The following is a 20,110-nucleotide window of genomic DNA, read 5'->3' as shown; positions in this document are numbered from 1 at the left end:
AAAATATGAAAACTAAAAAAATTGCTACTATCGTAGCATTATTGTTAACGTGCTTATCATTTAGTCAAAACAGTTTTACTGTTAAAGATATGGCTGATTATCAAAATAAAATCATGATAGATGAACTATCACTCACTGAAGAACAAACAAAAAAAGTATCAGAAGTAAACATAAAATACGCTACTAAACTAAGAGCACTCATAGATAGAGAAGGCTCAATGTTTAGCAAAAGGGATGATATGAAAAAAATTAGTACAGCTAAAAACGATGAGCTATCCAAAATATTAACTGAAGCGCAGTTTAAAAAATATGAGAACGACCTAGTGCCAAAGATTAGAAAGCACATACGTAAAAATATGAAGTTATAAACCTAATAGTGACTGCCTTACCATTATCATTATATAATCTAGAATAAAACATATAAGCCTTGGTAAGGTTAGTCCACAACTAGATCTAACCTCTAAAAAATTTGAGCATTAGTTTCAGTGTTTTGAGCAAATTCAAATGTTGTACTTAGAGTTACTAAAAAGAAAATTTTTAATAGTTTAATTGCCATTCCACACACATTTTCCCCACTACTCTACCCTTTTGAAAAAGAGTGTTTACTCGCACCACACTTATTTAATAAATAAGTGCTCGTGAACCGCAAAGCGGTTTCATTAACTGAGTAGAGAAACTTTAGAGAAGAAAAAAATAAAGAAAAGCATTATTTAACATGCGCTTTTAACCAAAGCCCATGTTGTACATAACGCAAGTACATTATAGGACAAATGCTATTGTTGGCTATTTGCCTAGAACATACCATTAGTCAACTATAATGATATTATGTAAAATATCCCACAGGCTTTATATTTTCATTACAATATGCAGTACTTGGGCATTAAACTAGAAATGGTTTGCTTCGCAGATCTAAAAAAGCATTGTTCCTATAATTTGTCGTTATGTCAAATGTCAGCTGTCAAACGCTCATTGCTTTATAAAATCAAATAGCTCTGGCAATTTATTTTGTACACAATTATCCAACTCTTGTCAGCCGCACAATAAAAGCTAGTTTTTAGATATCATTAAAATTTTGTCGTACATGGATATTTTGCTACATATTTTTTTCTAGGCGATTCTCAGAGCTTGCCATAAGAGCTAAAATTTTGAGAAATCGAGTTTTTACGAGATTCACGAACTCAATTAAAGTTTATGCAAATAATTAACTACGTGAGTAAAACAAAATTCTTAGCACTTATTATATTCTTATGTCCTATTTGAACAGTACTAAGAAAAGGTCTATATATTATGTAAAATAGAACTAGTAATTGTATTTTATAAATTGATACTCAATCAATTTCCAAAATAGTATGTAAAATAGAATTTGAAACTTTAGAACTCACCAAGATTTAGATTATATCTTTTTTTCTTGTTAAAAAAAGAAACAAAAATTCAAGACTGCATATAATTTTGGAAACAATTACGGCTCGTTATGCTACATTTTAGACTATTTGCTGTTAAGAAAATGTACAGTGTACATTTTTAAGCAAATACGATTTGAAACAATCATTTAGTAAAGTATTGTATCCAATTATAATCATCTTCAGGATAATTGCAATCGTATAGTCTAAAATCTAACGCTCCACTCACCTATTGTTTTAACAAAATCATATGAGGTCAGTTTGCCAACGCATCATCTAGGTAAAAAACTACAATTGTATTTGGATAGTCCAATATTTTAGACTCCACTCACCTATTGTTTTGGTCAAAATTTTATGAGGTAGTTATATTGAAGTTGTTAAAAATATAATAAATAGTGCGTGATTTGAATACAAATACTTTTTGTTTAACTATTTTTATTAAAGCTTATACAAAATAGCATAATAATGGATATTTTACAAGAAGCAACGATTTTTGAAAATGCAAAAATGAGTCATATGTCTACCAGTGACAGAGTAATAGCTTCAAGACAAGCTAAAAGACTTGTCTTAGCTATACATGAGATATACAAAAAGATAAATGATAATGAGTCATATGTCTACCAGTGACAGAGTAATAGCTTCAAGACAAGCTAAAAGACTTGTCTTAGCTATACATGAGATATACAAAAAGATAAATGATAAAGACTTAATGGATGTAATGAAACGACTAACTGTTAAGAAAAAAAGAATTGAGATTAGGTTAAAAGGAAGACCCGATTCTGGAATATGAATATGACAGAAAAAAATCAATTAAATATTCTTGGAACAGATTTAGAATTATGTTGTAATAATCCCGCCACAGGATATTTTAGAGACGGGTTTTGCAGAACAATTCAAGAGGATTCAGGGACTCATGTAGTTTGTGCTATAATGACTCAAGAATTTTTAGATTTTACAAAATCTCGTGGGAATGATCTTTCTACACCAACACCGCATTGGCAATTTCCTGGTTTAAAAGTGGGTTCTAAATGGTGCTTGTGTATCTCTAGGTGGTTGGAAGCTGAGCGTGCTGGAAAAGCGCCATTAGTAGTTCTTGAGTCTACACATCAAAAGGCATTAGAATATACCACCATAGGGTTATTGCAAAAATATAAAGCAGAAGTTTAGCACAATCAAATAGAAATATAAACATAATATTAAAAAACAATCACATAAAATGAAAAAATTTATCTTGAAATGGTACCCAGTTATTTTAGCTTTTATCTGTTTAATGTATTCAGTTGTTCTGGGCATTATGGGAAGGACTGAAGAAGCTCAATATTCTGCACATTGGCCAGGGACAATATTATTATTTGCATTAGTAATTAGACAAAGACGAACAACATGAATTTAGCATTCTTTTTTATTGGTGGTGTAATATTCGCAGTTTATATAGCGTTTACATTTTGGAATATTTTCTATTCTGCTAAAAAGTCAAAAGAGGAAAATTATCCAGATATCGAAAAGTGAGTTCAATTATTAATGAACTTCAGGTAAAACCTTACTATAAATTCCTAGAATTTTAAATTTTGCACATATTAGAAATTTCATTTGTTGTTGAAAATTACTTTTTTAAACTTTCAATAACGCCCTGTGCGGCTCTTTCGCCAGCTATCATAGCTGCATTTAAAGAACCATTTAGTTGCAAGTCTCCAGCTAAATAAATACTTTCAGACAAACATGTTTCTGAAGGTGTCATTTCATATTGTAACTCCTTTAACTTAGGTAGAGACATTGGTATTCTGTAGTGCTTAATAAACTTACTCGTAATTATGCCACAATTTTGCTTTAATTCTTTTTGCACACAATCTATTAGCATTTTACCAGAAAGATTTTGATTATCAACTACAGTTACAGAAAGTAATTCTTTATCAGGTTTTAATGAGGTTTCTAGACTTGTATGGTAAAAGATATTATTAATTAATGAGTTGTGTTTAGTAATTAGACCTATTATAGGTTTTCTAATAGTTCTATTTTCAGTTTCAAAATATAAAGTATCACAGCTTTGCCATTCAGTTGATTGATTTTTTAAGTTTTTAATTAGTTTACTAGGTTCAGTAGTAATAATTGTAAAATCACTTTTTATTTTTTGACCCTTATAAAGTTCTATTTCTCCATCAATAACAGAAGAAACCTGTGTTTTATATTTAAAAGTGGTATTTTTTAGTTTGTTTAAAAGTTGTTTTGGAATCTCTTCTATACCGCCTTTTGGTAAGGTGGCATGTCCTTCACCAAACATTTTATAGACAAACTCAAACATTCTACTTGATGTTTCTAATTTATTTTCAAGAAAAATTCCGCTAAAAAAAGGTGTAAAAAAGTCATCTATCATTCTAAAAGAAAAACCCAAGTCCATCAAATAAGATAGTGTCGATTGTTCTTTATCTGAAAAGATTTCTGATATCGTTTTTTTCTTTAATTTACTGTTTAATTTAAGAATTTTTAATTTATCTTTAAAAGTTCCTATTCTAGCAAATAATGTTGAAAATAATAGAGAGGAATCTCTTAATGGATCGCCTATTATCTCTTGTTTTCCATTTTTAAAAATTGAGGCTCCTGGCAAGAATTTTTGTAATTCTAAAGATTCTAAATTAAGATATTTTTGAGCCGCAGGATAAGCAGTAAGCAATACTTGAAAACCATGATCTAGCTGATAACTATCCACAATATCTGTTTTCACTCTTCCTCCTACTCTATCTGTAGCTTCAATAATAACAGGATAAAATCCATTTTTTTCGAGAACAGTTGCAGCTATTAACCCACTAATTCCAGCACCTATCACATGTATTTTATGACTCTGTTTATCCAATTACTATTTTTTATTTAAAGGTAGACAAAATTAGTATTTTTACTTCGATTGCTTAAATTTGTTATAACTAATCCATTTGAGATATGAATACTATAATTATTGCTTTTCAAATTATCGTAGGTGCAAGTATATTAAATGTTTGGCTTATACAAAATAAAACTTCTACTAGGTGGCGCGGAGGTAATGCTACTACTATTTTAGAGGAGTTTAAAGCCTATGGTTTATCAAAGTCTCTATGTTATATTGTAGGGTTTTTTAAAGTAACACTTGCTATATTACTGATAGTAGCTATTTGGTTTCCAATATTAAAACAACCAGCAGCTTTAGGATTAGCGGCTCTTTTAGTAGGTTCGATAGTTATGCATATTAAAATTAAAGACCCTCTGTTTAAATCTTTTCCAGCAGCTTTATTTTTGATAATGTGCCTACTTATTGCGTTTGTTTAAAATTATTACTCAGTAATTATATTATAATGCTTCACAGATATATATAAGTTTATAAGAGTAAAAATTAAAGATGGTAATGATTCTAAAATACTATCTTTTATTTTTATTCTAACTGTAAATCCAGAAAGCATAAGAAGCGTTAATCCTGTCGAGGCAACAAATATTAATAGAGGTGAAAAGAAATAACCGAAAATTAATCCAAACGCACCTAATAATTGTAGATATCCTGTTAGAATTCTTTGTTTGCCCAAGCCAAATCTAGCAAACTCTTCCTTCATTTTCTGTGACAGTAAACAATTAATACCGTAGAACAGAAATGCGCTACTTGATAATAGTAATGCTATATTTAGAATATTCATTTTTTATAGTTTGCATTATAGGAAGCTTTGTCTAATGACTAGATGATATTAATTCAATTTTTCAAGCTGTTTCATAATTTCTTCAGCTTCAAAAGTTTTTTGATCACTCATTTTCCTATTGGTTGTAGACAAGCTGTATGCTTCTTTTAAAAGCTTTTCATATTGCGATTGCAATTTTTCTTTTTCTGATTTCTTTTTGAATATTCCGAACATATTTTTATTATTTCTAGGGGTTTTATTCTATTGAATTTTAGAATATAAAGATACGAAATGTTTAATTGTTTACAGTTAAAGATAAACAAAAGTGTTTAGTAATATTTATTCCATTCCACACACATTTTATCCACTACTCCACCCAAACTAAAAAGAGTGTTACATTAACTAAGCAGAGAAACATTAAAGAATAAAAAAATAAAGAAACCTATTATTTTAAATGCGCTTTTAACCAAAGCCCATGTTGTACATAACGCAAGTACATTATAGGACAAATGCTATTGTTTGTTATTTGAGAAGAACATACCATTAGTCAGCTATAATGATATTATGTAAAATACCCAGAAACATACGTTTTCATTACAATAACAGTAACTTGGGTCATGAAACTTTATCTCATAATATATTTTACAATTTAGGAAAGTCAGAACATTAGATCCTATAATTTGACGTTATGTAAAATGTCCGCTGTCAAACGCTTATGGTTTTGATACAATCAAATTACTATTGTAATTTATTTTATACACCATTTCCAGCCGCTTGCCAGCCGCACATAAAAGCTACGTTTTAGTAATCATTAAAATTTTGTCGTACATGGATATTTGTACATTTTATAATATTGATTTATCCAGTTGATAAATTAATTTATAAAAAGATAATGAGTTAGCGAAATTATGATGTCTATTATTATCATTCTATTTATAAAAGTTTAAGTATAAACATATGAGTACCATCAAATATTTGATTTTTAATTGCGAAAAACGCATTTAGAATCCAGCTAATTATATTTTTATTTCTTTTTTTATATTTGAGTATCTTTGATAGATATCTGTAAATCAGGTTAGCTTTTGATAAGACATCTCATTCTTTTAGTTTTTAGTACATGTCTCTGTTTAAATGCACAGACTAATTTCGTATACGATACTACCAATAATAAGGACTATGAATCAGCATTACGGTTATTTCAGGACCGAAATTACGATGAAGCATTAGCTATGGTGAATATTGGTTTGGAAAAAGCCCAGAAACTAAAAGATAAAAACCAAATCGCCTGCGGTTATTTTTACCAGGCTCGATACTATGAAAAATTAGGCCCTTATAAGGAGAGTATTCGTATATATAAAAAGGCACTTACTATCTTTAGAGCATTAGATGACACAGCGCAAGTGTCGCGCTGTTATTATAAATTAGGTTTCAATCATTTTAAAATCGCAGAATATGATATAGGCTTAAACTACTATTTTAAGTCATTAAAAATTGACGAAGAAAGAAACTACAAGCCTGGTATAGCCTTAACACTTGAAAGAATTGGAAAACTGTATTTGAATACTGGATATTTTTATAAAGCACGTGAAAGTTTTGAACGCTCCTTAGCTATGTTCATTGAATTAAAAGATGACTATCGTACGATAATGAACGAACAGTGCGTAGCTGTTACTTACCAAAAAGAAGCCATGAAATTTCAAAATGATAGTCTTTTTAACAAAGCTATAGATCTATACAAGGTAATTCTTCCAAAAACATCAAAAATATCACCCGAAATGTACGCTTCACTATTACAAAATATTGGCTCTTCGTATCGATTTTTAAATCAATATGAAAATTCTCTAGAATATTTAAAGAAGTCATTACCTGTTCAAGTTGAATTGGGTTTACATAAAGATTCTTCGCATACTTGTAATGATATTGCTGAGACATACTTAGATATGAATCAATTAGCTGAGGCAAAAACTTACGCCTTAAAAGCTATTGATTTAGCAAAAGGATTTGACTTACATCAAGAACGATATGCCTACTATGTGCTTTACTTGATAGACGAAAAAGCACAAAACTACCCAAGTGCACTAGCCAATTATAAAAAATACCAAATATTGGAGGATAGTATTTTCTCTCTTAATAAAACAAACAAAATAAATGATTTACGTATAAAATACGAATCTGAAAAACAACGTTTAACTATTGAAAATCAAAAAAGTAACATAGCGCTTTTAGATGCTGAAAATAACGTTAAAACGCAATGGCTAATTTTTGGTGGTTTAGGACTATTGTCGATCTTTTTATTAATTACAATTTCTAAATCTAAAAATACTGCAAAAAAGGAGAAAAAGCAACAAGAAAAATTCGCCCAAGATCTTATGCAATCTCAAGAAAAGGAACGCACAAGAATTGCTAAAGAATTGCATGATAGTGTTGGTCAAAAATTAACTTTAATTAAAAGGAAGTCTCAAAATACAGATCAAATAGAGTTAACAAACCTCACTAATGATGCCCTTGAAGAGGTGCGAAGTATCTCTAGAGGTTTGTACCCAGCATTGCTAAAAGAATTAGGATTATCTAGAAGTATTAAACAATTAGTTGATGAATATGACGAGCAGACCAAATTATTTTTTACCGTGGATATAGATTCAATTGATGCCTATTTTACAGAGTCTGCTGGCTTAAACTTTTATCGTTTAATTCAAGAATGTTTAACAAATATTGTAAAACACGCCAAAGCAAAATCGGTAGCAGTTACTATTAAAAAAGAAAAAGAATCGATTATTACCTTAATTGCTGATAATGGAAAAGGTTTTAATGTCGAAGACAGTAAGAAACAAAATACCTTAGGTTTAAAAACCATTTTTGAACGTATTAAAATCTTAGAAGGACAACTTTCTATTGATAGTAAACTAAATTTCGGTACTAATTTTATTTTAACAATACCTGTAAAAAATGAATCATAATATTTCTATACTTGTTGCAGATGATCACCCAATGCTTTTAAAAGGGTTAATGCATGAATTGACTGAATATGGATTCAACGTATTAGAAGGCGCTTCTAATGGTGCCAAAGCTCTAGGGATTATAGATTCAAAACAACCAACCATTGCTATACTAGATATTAATATGCCCCTATTAACAGGGTTTGAAGTTATTAAAAAATGTAAAGCAAGAGGATCATTGACCCGATTTATTATTTTAACCTCATATAAAGAAAAAGAAGTTATTTTAAAGGCGAGAAACATGGGTGTATCAGGTTATCTTCTTAAAGATGAACCATTTTTAGAAATTAAGAATTGTATACAAGCTGTAATGAAAGGTGAATTTTATGCAAGTAAAGTTTTTGATGAGATTTTTAAAACAGAAATTCATCCTGAACTTGAAAAAATTAAATACCTCTCTCCTTCTGAACGTACAATCGTTCGTCTAATCGCTCAAGAAAAATCGTCGAAAGACATTAGTGGCCTCTTAGCCATATCAATACGAACGGTACAAAAACACCGTTCCAATATTATTGCAAAATTAGATTTGCCCTCTGATTCAGACGCCTTATCAGTCTGGATAACTAAAAACAAAGAAATATTCTTTTCTTTATAAGTTTTTAAATTAAAGTACTTTTAATATCTAAATACGTACCCATACGTAATTTATGTATGTTGGTACTTAGTATAAAGTTTCTTAATGACTCTTAGTTTTACATCAGACTAATTTAAAACTATACTATTATGAAAACACTATGCGCTTCCATTTTACTTATCTCTTTTAATTTAACACTAATCGCTCAAATTGAATTTGATGTAACAAAAAACATGAACTATTTTAATGAGGTGGTTTCCGACGTTGAATCTAAAAATATAAAAAAGATTCAAAATATAGTCGCAAATTATGATATCACAAATGCAGATGGATTTAATTCTAAAAAAAGTTCAACGTATGATGTGATTTTTAAAAAATACAATTGTAAAATTTTAACAACATATGATTCAGAAGGTAAAATCCTGAATTCTAACGAAGTATATACAGACATGAGACTGCCTATATCATTAATGAAACAGATACTCAAAGAAAATAAAAAATGGTATGTGTCTAGCAATATTCAAACTATCAAATATCATCATAAAAAAAACTCTTACAAGTTATACCAAATTGAATTAAGAATGGACAATAAAATTAAACAGTTAAAATTTAAAACAAATACAAAAAATAATAACAAATCCTATGTTGTGTCGAATTAAAAAATATTTTTAGACTATTTATTTTTAAAGATTCACACAATATAAAAGAGCCAACTTCATTGCTAGTTGGCTTTTTCATTTAAAAATGTGAATCTCATTAGAAACCTTTAAATCCAATTCAATTCCAAACACATTCCACTACTCTCCTATCGCTGTTTTGTAAAAAGAGTGTTTACTTGTACCTGTTCTATTAAACAAATAGGAAATCGTGAACCGTATGCGGTTTCATTAACATTGCAGAAGAAACTTTTTAGAATAAATTTTTTGAAGAAACTGTAGTAACAACTTTCGCTTTTAACCAAAGCTCAAGTTACATAACGCAAGAACATTATAGGACATTGCAAAATGTCCTATAATCTGACGTTATATAAAATGTACAGAACTAAATAAGACTATACTTTATTGCTTAATTCTCATTTTAAAAAGCTGTTTCCATTCTAAAAATATATAGATGAATCCACCAAGAAGAAATGAATCTATGAAATAAGCTCTAGTTAACTCAAATACTTTAATAACTTTGTTTAAATCATTTATTTTAAATAGCAAAATATGTACACTTTTAACAGATTAAGAAAATCAATAGTTTTAGCTTTAGTTTCTATAGTTACATTGTGTGCCTGTAAGCAGAATACAAAAACAGAAACAGAAGACTCTTCAAATCCTATAGATCAAACTCGTTTAGATTTAAAACAAGCACTTACTCTATATGCCTCTTTTGATGATGGGGTGGATGCTGATTTTGCTTTAGGTGATTCAAAAATGTATACGGCTCCTAATAGAAAAGCTACTGACTCTGCAAAAGCAGGACTGCACAAATCTGACATAAGTAGACAAAGTGGTAAAGGTAAATATGGTAGTGGTCTTGTATTTACAGAACGAAGTCGAGGAAATATATATTATCCTAGTAAAAAAAATATCGTTTATAATACTACAGACTGGAGTGGAGCGATTTCATTTTGGTTAAGTTTGGATCCAGAAACAGATTTAGAACCCGGTTATTGCGATCCTATCCAAATCACAGATGTAAGCTTTAATGATGCTGCAATTTGGGTAGATTTCACCAAAAAAAATTCTCGTGATTTTAGATTAGGAGTTATTGGTGATCGAAACGTTTGGAATCCAAATCCTGATGGACCAGATAATGAAAATCCTATATTTAATGAACGCCTTACTGGTGTCAAAAATCCACCTTTTCAAAGTGGTCAATGGACCCATATTTTGATTAATTTTTCTAATCTAAATACGAATAATGGACAGGCTGTACTCTACATGAATGGTGAGCATAAAGGAACGCGTAAAAATATTGATACACCTTTTACTTGGGATTTGTCTAAATCCAATATTTATTTAGGATTAGGTTATATAGGTCTTATGGACGAGTTGTCGATTTTTAATAGAAATCTAACAGAGGAAGAAATCGAGACACTCTATGCCCTAGAAAATGGTGTAAATACTATTTTGGAACCAACGAAATGACAAGAGGTAGGTATATAAGTTCATCAATTCCAATTTCATAAGTTGCCTTCCCAAGCTTCTTCTTATTTGCCCCTGCTAGTTATTACTTAATAAAAGCTGATAAGATCCATTCTTTAGTTAGCTGTAGATAATCGTATCATTTTTCAAAATTGGACGAAAGTAGATTCTGTTGATGAATTAAGACTACCCGAATTCTGTTACCCTAATTTAATAGAACTGCTCAAGAATATTAATGCAGAGCATCTAAAAACTGAATTAGGCATTAAAGTTACTCGCTAAAAGCAGATTTGAGTAATTGCTCAAGACTACTCCAAGATTTTTGATCCGCATCTGCGTCATAGGCTAATGGTAAATTAAACTTTTTAGCATTTTCATCAGCGGTTTTAGAGGTAAAACTGTGTTTAACATCTGGATATGAAATATACTCATATTTAGCACCAATAGAATCCATAGCCTTTTTAAATACGGTAATTGACTCTACATTTACAAACGGGTCAGCAGCTCCATTACATACCAATACTTGTGCTTTAAGATTCTCATTTGGCATTACTGGAAGCGTAACACCACTATGAAAAGCAGCCACAGCATCTAAATCCGCGCCACTATTAGCCATTGTTAATACCACACTACCACCAAAACAATACCCAATTGCTGCAAGTTTGTCAGCATCAACAGATTCGTGTTCCTTAAGCAAACTAACAGCCGCATTAAAACGTGCCTTGGCCTCTGGCAAATTAGAAAAAACACTCATCGCAAACTTACCTGCATCATCAGGATGATTGGCTTGCTTACCATCGCCATACATATCTACTGCCATTGCAGTATATCCTAGATTAGCAAGCATATCTGCACGCTCTCGAACATAGTCATTGTGTCCCCACCATTCATGTACTATCAATACGGCAGGGCGTTTAACTTTGGAATTCTCATCGTAAGCTATATACCCTTTTAGGTTAGTTGAATCTGTTGCATAAGTAACTTCGACACCTTTTACTTTAACAGCAACGACTTCTGATTCTGATTGCACTTCAGCTTCGATTTTAGTGCTTTCTTTACAAGACACACTAAATACAAATGTTAATAGTGCAATAATAAAGGCGAATCGTTTGATAATGATTTTTAAAAATGATTTCATTGTTTATATTTTTTGAAAGTTAGTTGTTTTAGTATCCTGCCGCTTGTCCATCTTTACGGCTCTCAGATGCACCATGGTATACTTTATTTATAGCATCCCATAGTATAGCTTGATAGCCGCCATAAACACCTCTCGCAGTACCTATGTTGTGTCCTTTGTCCATAAGACCTCTAATGGTTTCATAGCTAATACCAGATTCTGTACGTATTGTACCCGTATTAGTTGTTGTTTGTCCCAATGGACTTGCTCCACCAGTATGATCCCATCGTGGTGCATCACCAGCTTCTTGTAAATTCATACCAAAGTCGATTAGATTCATTACTATCTGTGTATGACCCATAGGTTGAAAATCACCTCCCATTACTCCAAAACTTACAAACGGTTTCTCATCTTTAGTTATGAAAGCTGGTATGATTGTATGAAAAGGACGTTTACCGGGTTCATAAGTATTGGCTTGACCACGCTTTAGACTAAACAACTCCCCTCTATCTTGCAACATAAAACCTAATTTTGGTGGCACCATAGCAGAACCCATACCTCGATAATTACTTTGAATCAACGAGATCATATTGCCTTCTTTATCAGCCACAGTCATATAAATCGTATCACCATCTGAAATTTCACCAGCAGAATATCGACCAGCACGCTTACCTATTTTCTCTCTTCTATTATCTGCATAGCCATCTGATAATAATTGTTCTAGAGGAACGTCGAAGAAATCCATATCGGCATAATATTTTGCGCGATCTTCAAATGCCAATTTCTTAGCTTCAGTAAATAAATGTAAGTGTTCAGTACTTCCAAATTCAATATTTGAGAAATCATAGCCTTTCAAAATTTGTAACATTTGTAAAGCCGCTATACCCTGTCCATTTGGTGGTAACTCCCAAACATCATATCCACGATAATTTATGGAAACAGGTTCTACCCATTCTGATTTATGCGACGCCAAATCTTTTGTAGACAAAAATCCACCTTGTTCTTTTATAAAATTGGCTATAGTTTTGGCTATATGTCCGTTATAAAAAGCATCTCGACCACCTTTTGCAATTTTTCTATAGGTATTTGCTAAATACGGGTTTTTGTATATTTCTCCTTCTTTAGGAAGCTGACCTCCATTTTGTATAATGTAAGTATCTTCAATATTTGGATAGCCTTGTGATTGATAATAAGGCACACTTCGTTGCATATACCAAGCAATCAATTCGGTTAATGGAAATCCTTTCTCTGCATAATTTATGGCAGGCGCAAGAATATCAGACATTGGTTTTGACCCGAATTTTTTGTGCAACTCAAACCATCCGTCAACGGCACCTGGCACACTAACTGGTAACGGCCCCAAAGAAGGGATTTTGGTCATACCTTTATTTTCAAAATAATCTAAAGAGAGTGCCTTTGGTGAACGACCACTTGCATTTAAGCCATACAATTTTTGAGTTTTTGCATCCCAAACAATAGCAAACAAATCACCTCCTATTCCACAACCCGTAGGCTCCATCAATCCTAAGGCTGCATTTGCTGCGATGGCTGCATCGATGGCATTTCCACCGTTTTTAAGAACATCTAAGCCAATTTGAGAGGCTATAGGATGACTTGTTGCCACCATCCCATTTTGTCCCAATACTTCTGAGCGTGTCGAAAAGGCTTCTCCCGTAATACGATCTTGAGCCATCATAGTAAGTGTTGCTACAAATATTAAGCAAACGCTAGTGACTATCTTTTTCATACCATTATAATTCATTGCAATTTATTTAAAACATTAGTCCTTATCACCTTCTACATAATCATACCCTTGATTAATACCTTTTTCAAGAGCTGGAACACCACGATCCATCCATACGGGTTTTGGTGCCCCTTTGAGATAATGATCAAAGAACTGTGACATTCTAATATTAAAATCTATTCGATTTTGCCATTTTAACGGCCAGTGAGGTTCATCATTGTAATTCAAAAACCATGAAGGTTTTCCTAAACGTCTTAAACTTACAAAGAACTCAATTCCTTGGTACCATGGCACATGGCCATCTGCATCATTGTGCATAATTAATAGTGGTGTATTAATCTTATCGATATTAAAAATTGGCGAGTTTTCAATATAACGTTGCGGATATTCCCAAGGTGTACCACCAATACGACTTTGTGTATGCTCGTATTGAAATTGACGACTTAAACCTGTCCACCAACGTATACCACCATAGGCGCTAATCATGTTTGCTACTGGAGCTCCAGATTCTGCGGCTTTAAAAATATCGGTTTTAGTAACGAGATAGGCAATTTGATAACCTCCCCAACTATGCCCTTGTACACCAATATTATCTTTATCAACAAAACCTTTATCAATTAGAGCTGTTACTCCAGGAATGACACAATTAAAAGCACTTTCACCAGGATATCCGTCCCGATAATATACATCTGGATTAAAAATCAAATAGCCTCGGCTAGCATAAAATGGATAATTAATAGTGCTACGTCCATAAGTCGGTGAACGATGACGGTATAAGCCATCAGAACTCTTCTCATAGAAGTTGACGATCATTGGGTACTTCTTATTAGGATCGAAGTTTTCAGGTTTTATAAGCATTCCTTTTAGTGATTTACCATCCAGCGATACCCATTCTACCATTTCAGCTGTTCCCCAATTATAATCTTTTTGTTGTGGATTCGCATCTGTGATTTGTTTTGGTGATTTAAAGTCTAAGTTAGAAGACCATAGATTTGGATAATCCGTAAAAGACTGACGAGTAAATAGTAAACGTTCTTTTTTATCCTTTTGTGCTAACCAAGGACGACCATAACTATATGGGCCTTTAACTAATCCTTTTAATGCTTCTTTTTTGGGACTATAACTAGCAAAACCTCCGTACTTATTATCTTCATTGAAAGTGCCTAATAACCAAGCTTTTGAATTGGAAATAGAGCGTTCTTCATTGTATAATCTCAAATAACGATAACGCATTTTACTTGATCGACCATTGGTTAAATTCTTTGATTCACCAGAATCGGGATCAAAAGCCCAAATATCGTAACGATCGTAAATCAATAATTTATCATCTTCTTCCGTCCATCCTGCAGAACCGTATGCATATGGATCATCTGGATAATCATGTAATTCATTATAAAATTGACGTCCTTTCGTTAAGGTCTTATATTTTAAAGTCTTGAGATTATAAGTGAACCACGTACTATCCTTTCTATTGTAACCGTAAACGTAATTGCCCTTTGGACTTAAGGCAGGTTTACCATTTACTTTAGTTCCTAATTTCACACGTTCACCTGTTTTTAAATCTACACGTTGCAAATCACTTGGCAACTGTGCTGTCCATTGACTTTGAAGTTGGTAAGGAGTAAAATTACCTATGACTGCATAATCGCCATTACCTTCATCTCCATAACGTACAAAGTCATAATCAATATCTCCAATTGGAATCATTTTATCTGAATTAAAATCATATAAAGTCATGTATGATTTTTTTTTATCATCTTTAACATCCAATTCTTGAACTGTGTATAATCGAGGTTCATCATAAGTCCAGACTTCAACGTTAACTATTTCCTCATCGAGGAGCGTGGTGTCTTGAACAATTGGTGCCATTCTTAGGCCAAAATATAAACGACTTTCATTCTTTGAAAACTGTAAAGGACGATCACTAGAAACCAACATTTTAGAAGTATTATCCTCAGAATTCACAGTTAATTTTGCCGAATCATCACCTAGTTTCCAGGAATATAACTTAGGTTTCTTTATTAAACTTTTAGTAGAATCAGTATCTATTACAAATCCGATACGTTGACCTGTCCCTGAAATACCTAATTGTGGGTACTTAGTTTTGTAATGACTAGACATTAGCAATTTTCTCTTCTTTTTGTCTATATCGTAATGAAATACTCCACCACCTAAACTATCGATAGCACCAGATGTCGCATAAACAATGTGGCGCCCTTCTTTCGCCATAGCATATTTGAGAACATACTTTAGTGTGTCTTCTGTACCAGTATTTAAATCTCTAATTACTAAATGAAAGCCATTGTCCTTTGATACTTTTTTTGGTTTTTTCTTTTTCACCTTTAAAGAATCTGGTGTCTTGGTTTTAGTAGTATCTTTTTTAACTTTTGAAGTGTCCTTCTTTGTTGGTATTGGAGCTTCAAGCATGTAAGCTACAACTCCAGACCATTTTTCTGGAAGTCGATACGATTTTACATTGGAAATCTTTTTTAATGACTTACTATTGATATCATAAATCATTAAAGTATCTTTAGGTAAATCTTTCTTTTTTACCTTTCGTCTTTTCATTTCTCTAATGCTATCTTTCCAAGCATTTACAGCAAATACAGCATACTTTGAATCAAAAGAAAATTGTCCACCTTTGCTACGCTCATAAGACATGATTTGATTTCCTTTGTCATTTAAAAGTTGAATAGTTTGCTCTTTCTCACCTTTTTCTAAAGCATATAAGACATGATCACCAGAATTAGATATATTGACATTTCGTATGCGATTCCATAAGTCTTTATCCTCATGTTCTAATACTTTTTTCTGAGCATTTAAAACAGTAGTCAGGCATAAAAAGCCAAGTATAATTAAGATTCTCATAGGTAAGTTTAGTTTTTATGGTTATAGCCTCGTCCTGGTGTATAAGGTGCTCCAGCATTAATTAATTGTTGTTCTAAAGCTTTTAAACTGTTATTAAATATGTTTTCCATTTGAGACTTAATTGCTTTAACTTGTTCTTTAGCTATAGCATAGCTATCGCGATGTGTTTGCGTTGGCGTTGCAGTAGAATACTTCTGTTCCCAACCTATAGACCCTAAACGGTTTGCTGGTGATGGTGGTTGGTCTATATCTAAGCGACGCTTCACAGGATCGCCATACATGGCCAATTGTATATCATCTAATTGATCTTCTATCGATTTTAAAGTCGAAGCTAAATTACCTAATGGTTGCTCTGCACGTTTAACAGCCTCTTTCATATATTTAAGCTTGTTTCTCGATTCAGACATTAGATTTTGAGCAATACCAAACTCAGCTTGTATTTGAGATATTGCTTTTTGAAATGCGACTTTTTCAATACGATTTTCTGCTGGAAGTTCAACATTATTAAGCGCCTTAACTTCAAAACTTACTGGATCTGTTAATGGTTGTAACTGACCCTTCTTTAACAAACTCATTTCAACCGTATAATTTCCTGGAGCTACCAGCGTGCCTTCATCATTTCCTGCAAAAGGGTTATAGAATGAAGGTTTATTTAAATTAATTGGATTTTGAGGTGTATATCTCAGATTCCAGTTAAAACGTTGGATTCCTTTTTTCGCTGATTTAAACTCCTTATTTACGACTTTTCCATTAGCATCTTTAATGGTAAATACTAATTCGGGTTTACTATCTTCTTCTTCCGCTTTAAGGGCTTCATAGCTAGGGTAAGGAGTGTCTTTACTAGATTTTATTAGTTCCTTTTCTTTCTTTTGGCGCTCATCCTTTATGGATTTATAATCTGAATTATAGTAATAGGTAATAATCGCTTCAGGTCCAAGATTAGCAGCTGTATAAAAATTATCTCCTTGAAAGGATTTACCTGGCAATCCTAATGGGCTACTCTGCTCCCACATTAAGGCAGTTCTTACATCATAAATTTTCGATTCGTCTTTTGGCTCTGTGTTTTCAACGGTCCGTAATACTGAATAATCATCCATAACATAAAATCCACGTCCAAAAGTCCCAAGTACCAAATCATTTTCACGTTCTTGAATAGCAATATCTCTGACAGCAATGGTTGGTAATCCGTTTTTTAGCTGCTTCCAATTAGTGCCTTGATTCGGTGAAAAGAATACACCAAATTCAGTACCTGTAAATATGAGGTTCTTATCAACATGATCTTCTTCTATTGCATAAACACTACCACGTTCTGGTAAGTTAGATTGTATGGCTTTCCAAGTGGATCCTTTATCAGAGGATTTAAAAACATAAGGTTTAAAGTCTCCATATTTATGATGGTTAAATGCCGCATAAACAACATTTTCGTCATGCTTTGATAAATATACACTATTGATATACGACTGGTTTGGGGATCCTGGAATATTTGAAATCTTTTTCCATGTTTGTCCACCATCTTCAGAAATATGAATAAGTCCATCATCAGTACCAGCAGCCAAAAGGTTCATATTTATTGGTGACTCAGAAAAAGCTACAATACTTCCATAAAGTGAGGTCGAGCCATTCTTCATAACGGCATTAATGCTAACAATACGATCATAGACCTTTAAACTGTTTCTATCAATTTGTTGCGAAAGATCATCACTAATCACCTCCCAACTATTACCATAATCGTCAGACCTGAATACTTTTTCAGCAGAGAAATACAAACGTCCTGGAACATGTCTACTCACTACTAAAGGCGCATCCCAATTAAAACGATATGCATCCTCATCTTTTCTAGCCTTAGGCTTGATCCCAACAGTTTCACCACTTTTCTTGTCAAAACGAACCAGACCACCGTATTGTGATTGGGCGTAAACAATATTTGGATTATTTGGATCTATCTGTGATTCAAAACCATCACCGCCATTAGTAATAAACCATTCTGAATTTCGTATGCCATGATTAGTTAATACTCTCGAAGGACCTCCTAAACTAAAGTTGTCTTGGGTACCACCATAAATATTGTAAAATGGTGAGTCATTATCTACTGCTACTTTGTAAAATTGTGTGACAGGTAAATTCTTTTTAAAATCCCAAGTTTTAGCAGCATCAAATGTTTCATAAATTCCACCATCACATCCTACTACAAAATGCTTATTATTTTGAGGGTTGATCCACATACAATGATTATCAACGTGCTTAGTGTCTTCACCTACATTTTTAAAACTTTTTCCACCATCATGTGTTACTGACATCCAAGTATCCATAGAATAAACTGTATTCGCATCGACTGGATCAGCAATAATTTCTTGATAATAATTGCCACTGGTGACATGTGAACTTCGCTTTTCCCAGCTTGATCCTCTATTCGTTGAGGCAAAAAATCCACCTTTTCCGTTAGCAGCCTCAACGATGGCATATATAATCTCTGGATTTGCAGGCGAGATGGCCAAACCTATACGACCTAATTCTTCGCTTGGTAAACCCTTATTAATTTTTGTCCAAGTTTTACCACCATCTACACTTTTGTGCATCGCAGAACCTGGCCCTCCACCTACATATGTATAGACATGGCGTCGTCTTTGTAATGAAGAAGCATATAGCACCTCTGGATTTCTTGGATCCATAACGATATCATTCACGCCTGTGTGCTCATCTACGTCTATAATTGAACTCCAAGTTTTACCACCATCTTCAGTTTTATACAATCCTCGATCACCACCTTTGTTCCATAATGGTCCTATAGCAGCTACATAAACCACATCTGAGTTATTAGGATGCACTATAATTTTCCCGATATGCTCAGAGGTTTTTAGTCCCATATGCTTCCAAGAATTACCACCATCTTCAGATTTGTAAATACCATCGCCATAAGCTACAGAACGTTGATTATTATTTTCGCCAGTTCCAACCCAAATCACATTATGATTACTTGGATCTATGGTAACACAACCAATAGAATAAGACCCTTGTGAATCAAAAATGGGTTCATAGGTGACTCCTGAATTAACAGTTTTCCAAACACCACCAGATGATGCTGCCACATAATATTCGAAAGGATTATTAGGGTTAAAGGCAAAGTCTGATATACGACCTGAAGTCAATGCAGGACCTACATTACGCCATTTAAGACCCGATATATTCAAGTTCTCTAAGGGTGTCTTTTCTTCATTTTCTTTGATTGATTTTTTTTGGGCATCACATACTGAACTGAAACTAAATAGTAGCCCCAAACATAGAATTGAGAGTTTTTTCATAATATAAAATCAGATGGTTAGTTAGTTGTTGCATTTAAATTAGTTGGCATGATAATAACCGATTATCATCAAAGTACTTTTAAAATAGATTTAAATTTATTTAAATGAAAATTGGCGCATTTAAAAGTACCTCTTTTTAAAATAATTAATTACTAAAACTTTTATAAAATATCTTATTTTAAAATCCTTAGTGTGTTTTTTTGGAATTATAAAAACTTTGTTTTTATAAAATTGATACTCAATCAATTTCCAAAATAGTATGTAAAATAGAGTTTAAACTTTATAACTGACCAATTATAAATAATATCTTTTTTTCTTGTTGTAAGAAGAAACAAATAAAACAAGACT

The 20,110-nt window shown here is 32.4% G+C and carries 16 protein-coding genes; 9 read left to right on the top strand and 7 right to left on the bottom strand.

Features of this window, described 5'->3' with window-relative positions:
- Nucleotides 1-5: 5 nt before the first annotated feature.
- The 4 genes from WPG_RS15235 (at nucleotide 6) to WPG_RS18795 (ending at nucleotide 2,909) form a co-directional block, all read left to right on the top strand.
- Nucleotides 6-368 (top strand): hypothetical protein, encoded by a 363-nt coding sequence (locus WPG_RS15235; protein WP_045474230.1) that lies wholly within the window; start codon nucleotides 6-8, stop codon nucleotides 366-368.
- A 1,636-nt stretch (nucleotides 369-2,004) separates the two neighbouring features.
- Nucleotides 2,005-2,190, top strand: coding sequence for a hypothetical protein (locus WPG_RS15230; RefSeq protein ID WP_231850207.1), 186 nt, complete (start codon nucleotides 2,005-2,007; stop codon nucleotides 2,188-2,190).
- Complete coding sequence (locus tag WPG_RS15225) at nucleotides 2,187-2,567, top strand: DUF2237 family protein (RefSeq protein WP_084221606.1); 381 nt, start codon at nucleotides 2,187-2,189, stop codon at nucleotides 2,565-2,567. The genes WPG_RS15230 and WPG_RS15225 overlap by 4 nt, the downstream gene beginning before the upstream one ends.
- 216 nt (nucleotides 2,568-2,783) lie before the next feature.
- The gene (locus WPG_RS18795) at nucleotides 2,784-2,909 is read left to right on the top strand and encodes a hypothetical protein (RefSeq protein WP_262507855.1); all 126 of its coding nucleotides are present in this window, start codon (nucleotides 2,784-2,786) and stop codon (nucleotides 2,907-2,909) included.
- A 94-nt stretch (nucleotides 2,910-3,003) separates the two neighbouring features.
- Here WPG_RS18795 and WPG_RS15220 read toward each other — a convergent pair whose 3' ends face one another.
- Nucleotides 3,004-4,248 carry an FAD-dependent oxidoreductase gene (locus WPG_RS15220; protein ID WP_045474225.1) on the bottom strand — a complete coding sequence of 415 codons (1,245 nt, stop codon included), beginning with the start codon at nucleotides 4,246-4,248 and terminating at the stop codon, nucleotides 3,004-3,006.
- 83 nt (nucleotides 4,249-4,331) lie between these two features.
- Between WPG_RS15220 and WPG_RS15215 the strand changes: the two genes are divergently transcribed.
- A complete protein-coding gene (locus tag WPG_RS15215) occupies nucleotides 4,332-4,694 on the top strand; it encodes a DoxX family protein (protein WP_045474223.1) in 363 nt (120 codons plus the stop codon).
- A 5-nt stretch (nucleotides 4,695-4,699) separates the two neighbouring features.
- Here the strand turns inward: WPG_RS15215 and WPG_RS15210 are convergent, their stop codons facing one another.
- Both WPG_RS15210 and WPG_RS18095 read right to left on the bottom strand, forming a co-directional pair.
- Entirely contained in the window at nucleotides 4,700-5,053 is a 354-nt protein-coding gene (locus tag WPG_RS15210) for a DoxX family protein (protein WP_045474221.1), read from the bottom strand.
- 48 nt (nucleotides 5,054-5,101) lie between these two features.
- Nucleotides 5,102-5,266 carry a Lacal_2735 family protein gene (locus WPG_RS18095; RefSeq protein ID WP_045474219.1) on the bottom strand — a complete coding sequence of 55 codons (165 nt, stop codon included), beginning with the start codon at nucleotides 5,264-5,266 and terminating at the stop codon, nucleotides 5,102-5,104.
- 848 nt (nucleotides 5,267-6,114) lie between these two features.
- On the opposite strand from WPG_RS18095, the gene WPG_RS15200 reads away from it, so the two are divergent.
- From WPG_RS15200 to WPG_RS15185, 4 genes are all read left to right on the top strand, one after another.
- Nucleotides 6,115-7,989: a sensor histidine kinase gene (locus WPG_RS15200; protein ID WP_144374493.1), complete on the top strand. Its 1,875-nt coding sequence runs from the start codon at nucleotides 6,115-6,117 to the stop codon at nucleotides 7,987-7,989.
- Complete coding sequence (locus tag WPG_RS15195; RefSeq protein ID WP_045474215.1) at nucleotides 7,979-8,623, top strand: response regulator; 645 nt, start codon at nucleotides 7,979-7,981, stop codon at nucleotides 8,621-8,623. The genes WPG_RS15200 and WPG_RS15195 overlap by 11 nt, the downstream gene beginning before the upstream one ends.
- A gap of 128 nt (nucleotides 8,624-8,751) precedes the next feature.
- Complete coding sequence (locus WPG_RS15190; RefSeq protein WP_045474213.1) at nucleotides 8,752-9,261, top strand: hypothetical protein; 510 nt, start codon at nucleotides 8,752-8,754, stop codon at nucleotides 9,259-9,261.
- A gap of 549 nt (nucleotides 9,262-9,810) precedes the next feature.
- Nucleotides 9,811-10,737: a LamG-like jellyroll fold domain-containing protein gene (locus WPG_RS15185; RefSeq protein WP_052471299.1), complete on the top strand. Its 927-nt coding sequence runs from the start codon at nucleotides 9,811-9,813 to the stop codon at nucleotides 10,735-10,737.
- A 268-nt stretch (nucleotides 10,738-11,005) separates the two neighbouring features.
- Here the strand turns inward: WPG_RS15185 and WPG_RS15180 are convergent, their stop codons facing one another.
- Genes WPG_RS15180 through WPG_RS15165 form a run of 4 tightly spaced genes read right to left on the bottom strand, consistent with a single transcriptional unit; the run spans nucleotide 11,006 to nucleotide 19,762 of the window.
- Nucleotides 11,006-11,872, bottom strand: a complete 867-nt coding sequence (locus WPG_RS15180) for a dienelactone hydrolase family protein (RefSeq protein WP_084221605.1) — start codon at nucleotides 11,870-11,872, stop codon at nucleotides 11,006-11,008.
- A 28-nt stretch (nucleotides 11,873-11,900) separates the two neighbouring features.
- Nucleotides 11,901-13,598 (bottom strand): gamma-glutamyltransferase, encoded by a 1,698-nt coding sequence (ggt, locus tag WPG_RS15175; protein ID WP_045475668.1) that lies wholly within the window; start codon nucleotides 13,596-13,598, stop codon nucleotides 11,901-11,903.
- 33 nt (nucleotides 13,599-13,631) lie between these two features.
- Nucleotides 13,632-16,463 carry a prolyl oligopeptidase family serine peptidase gene (locus WPG_RS15170; protein ID WP_045474211.1) on the bottom strand — a complete coding sequence of 944 codons (2,832 nt, stop codon included), beginning with the start codon at nucleotides 16,461-16,463 and terminating at the stop codon, nucleotides 13,632-13,634.
- Nucleotides 16,464-16,471: 8 nt separating this feature from the next.
- On the bottom strand, nucleotides 16,472-19,762 hold the full coding sequence (locus WPG_RS15165; RefSeq protein ID WP_045474209.1) for a glycosyl hydrolase: 3,291 nt from the start codon (nucleotides 19,760-19,762) through the stop codon (nucleotides 16,472-16,474).
- Between the last annotated feature and the right edge of the window lie 348 nt (nucleotides 19,763-20,110).

This window comes from Winogradskyella sp. PG-2 (genome assembly GCF_000828715.1).
Taxonomy (GTDB): domain Bacteria; phylum Bacteroidota; class Bacteroidia; order Flavobacteriales; family Flavobacteriaceae; genus Winogradskyella.
This window is presented reverse-complemented; position numbering and strand designations above follow the sequence as displayed.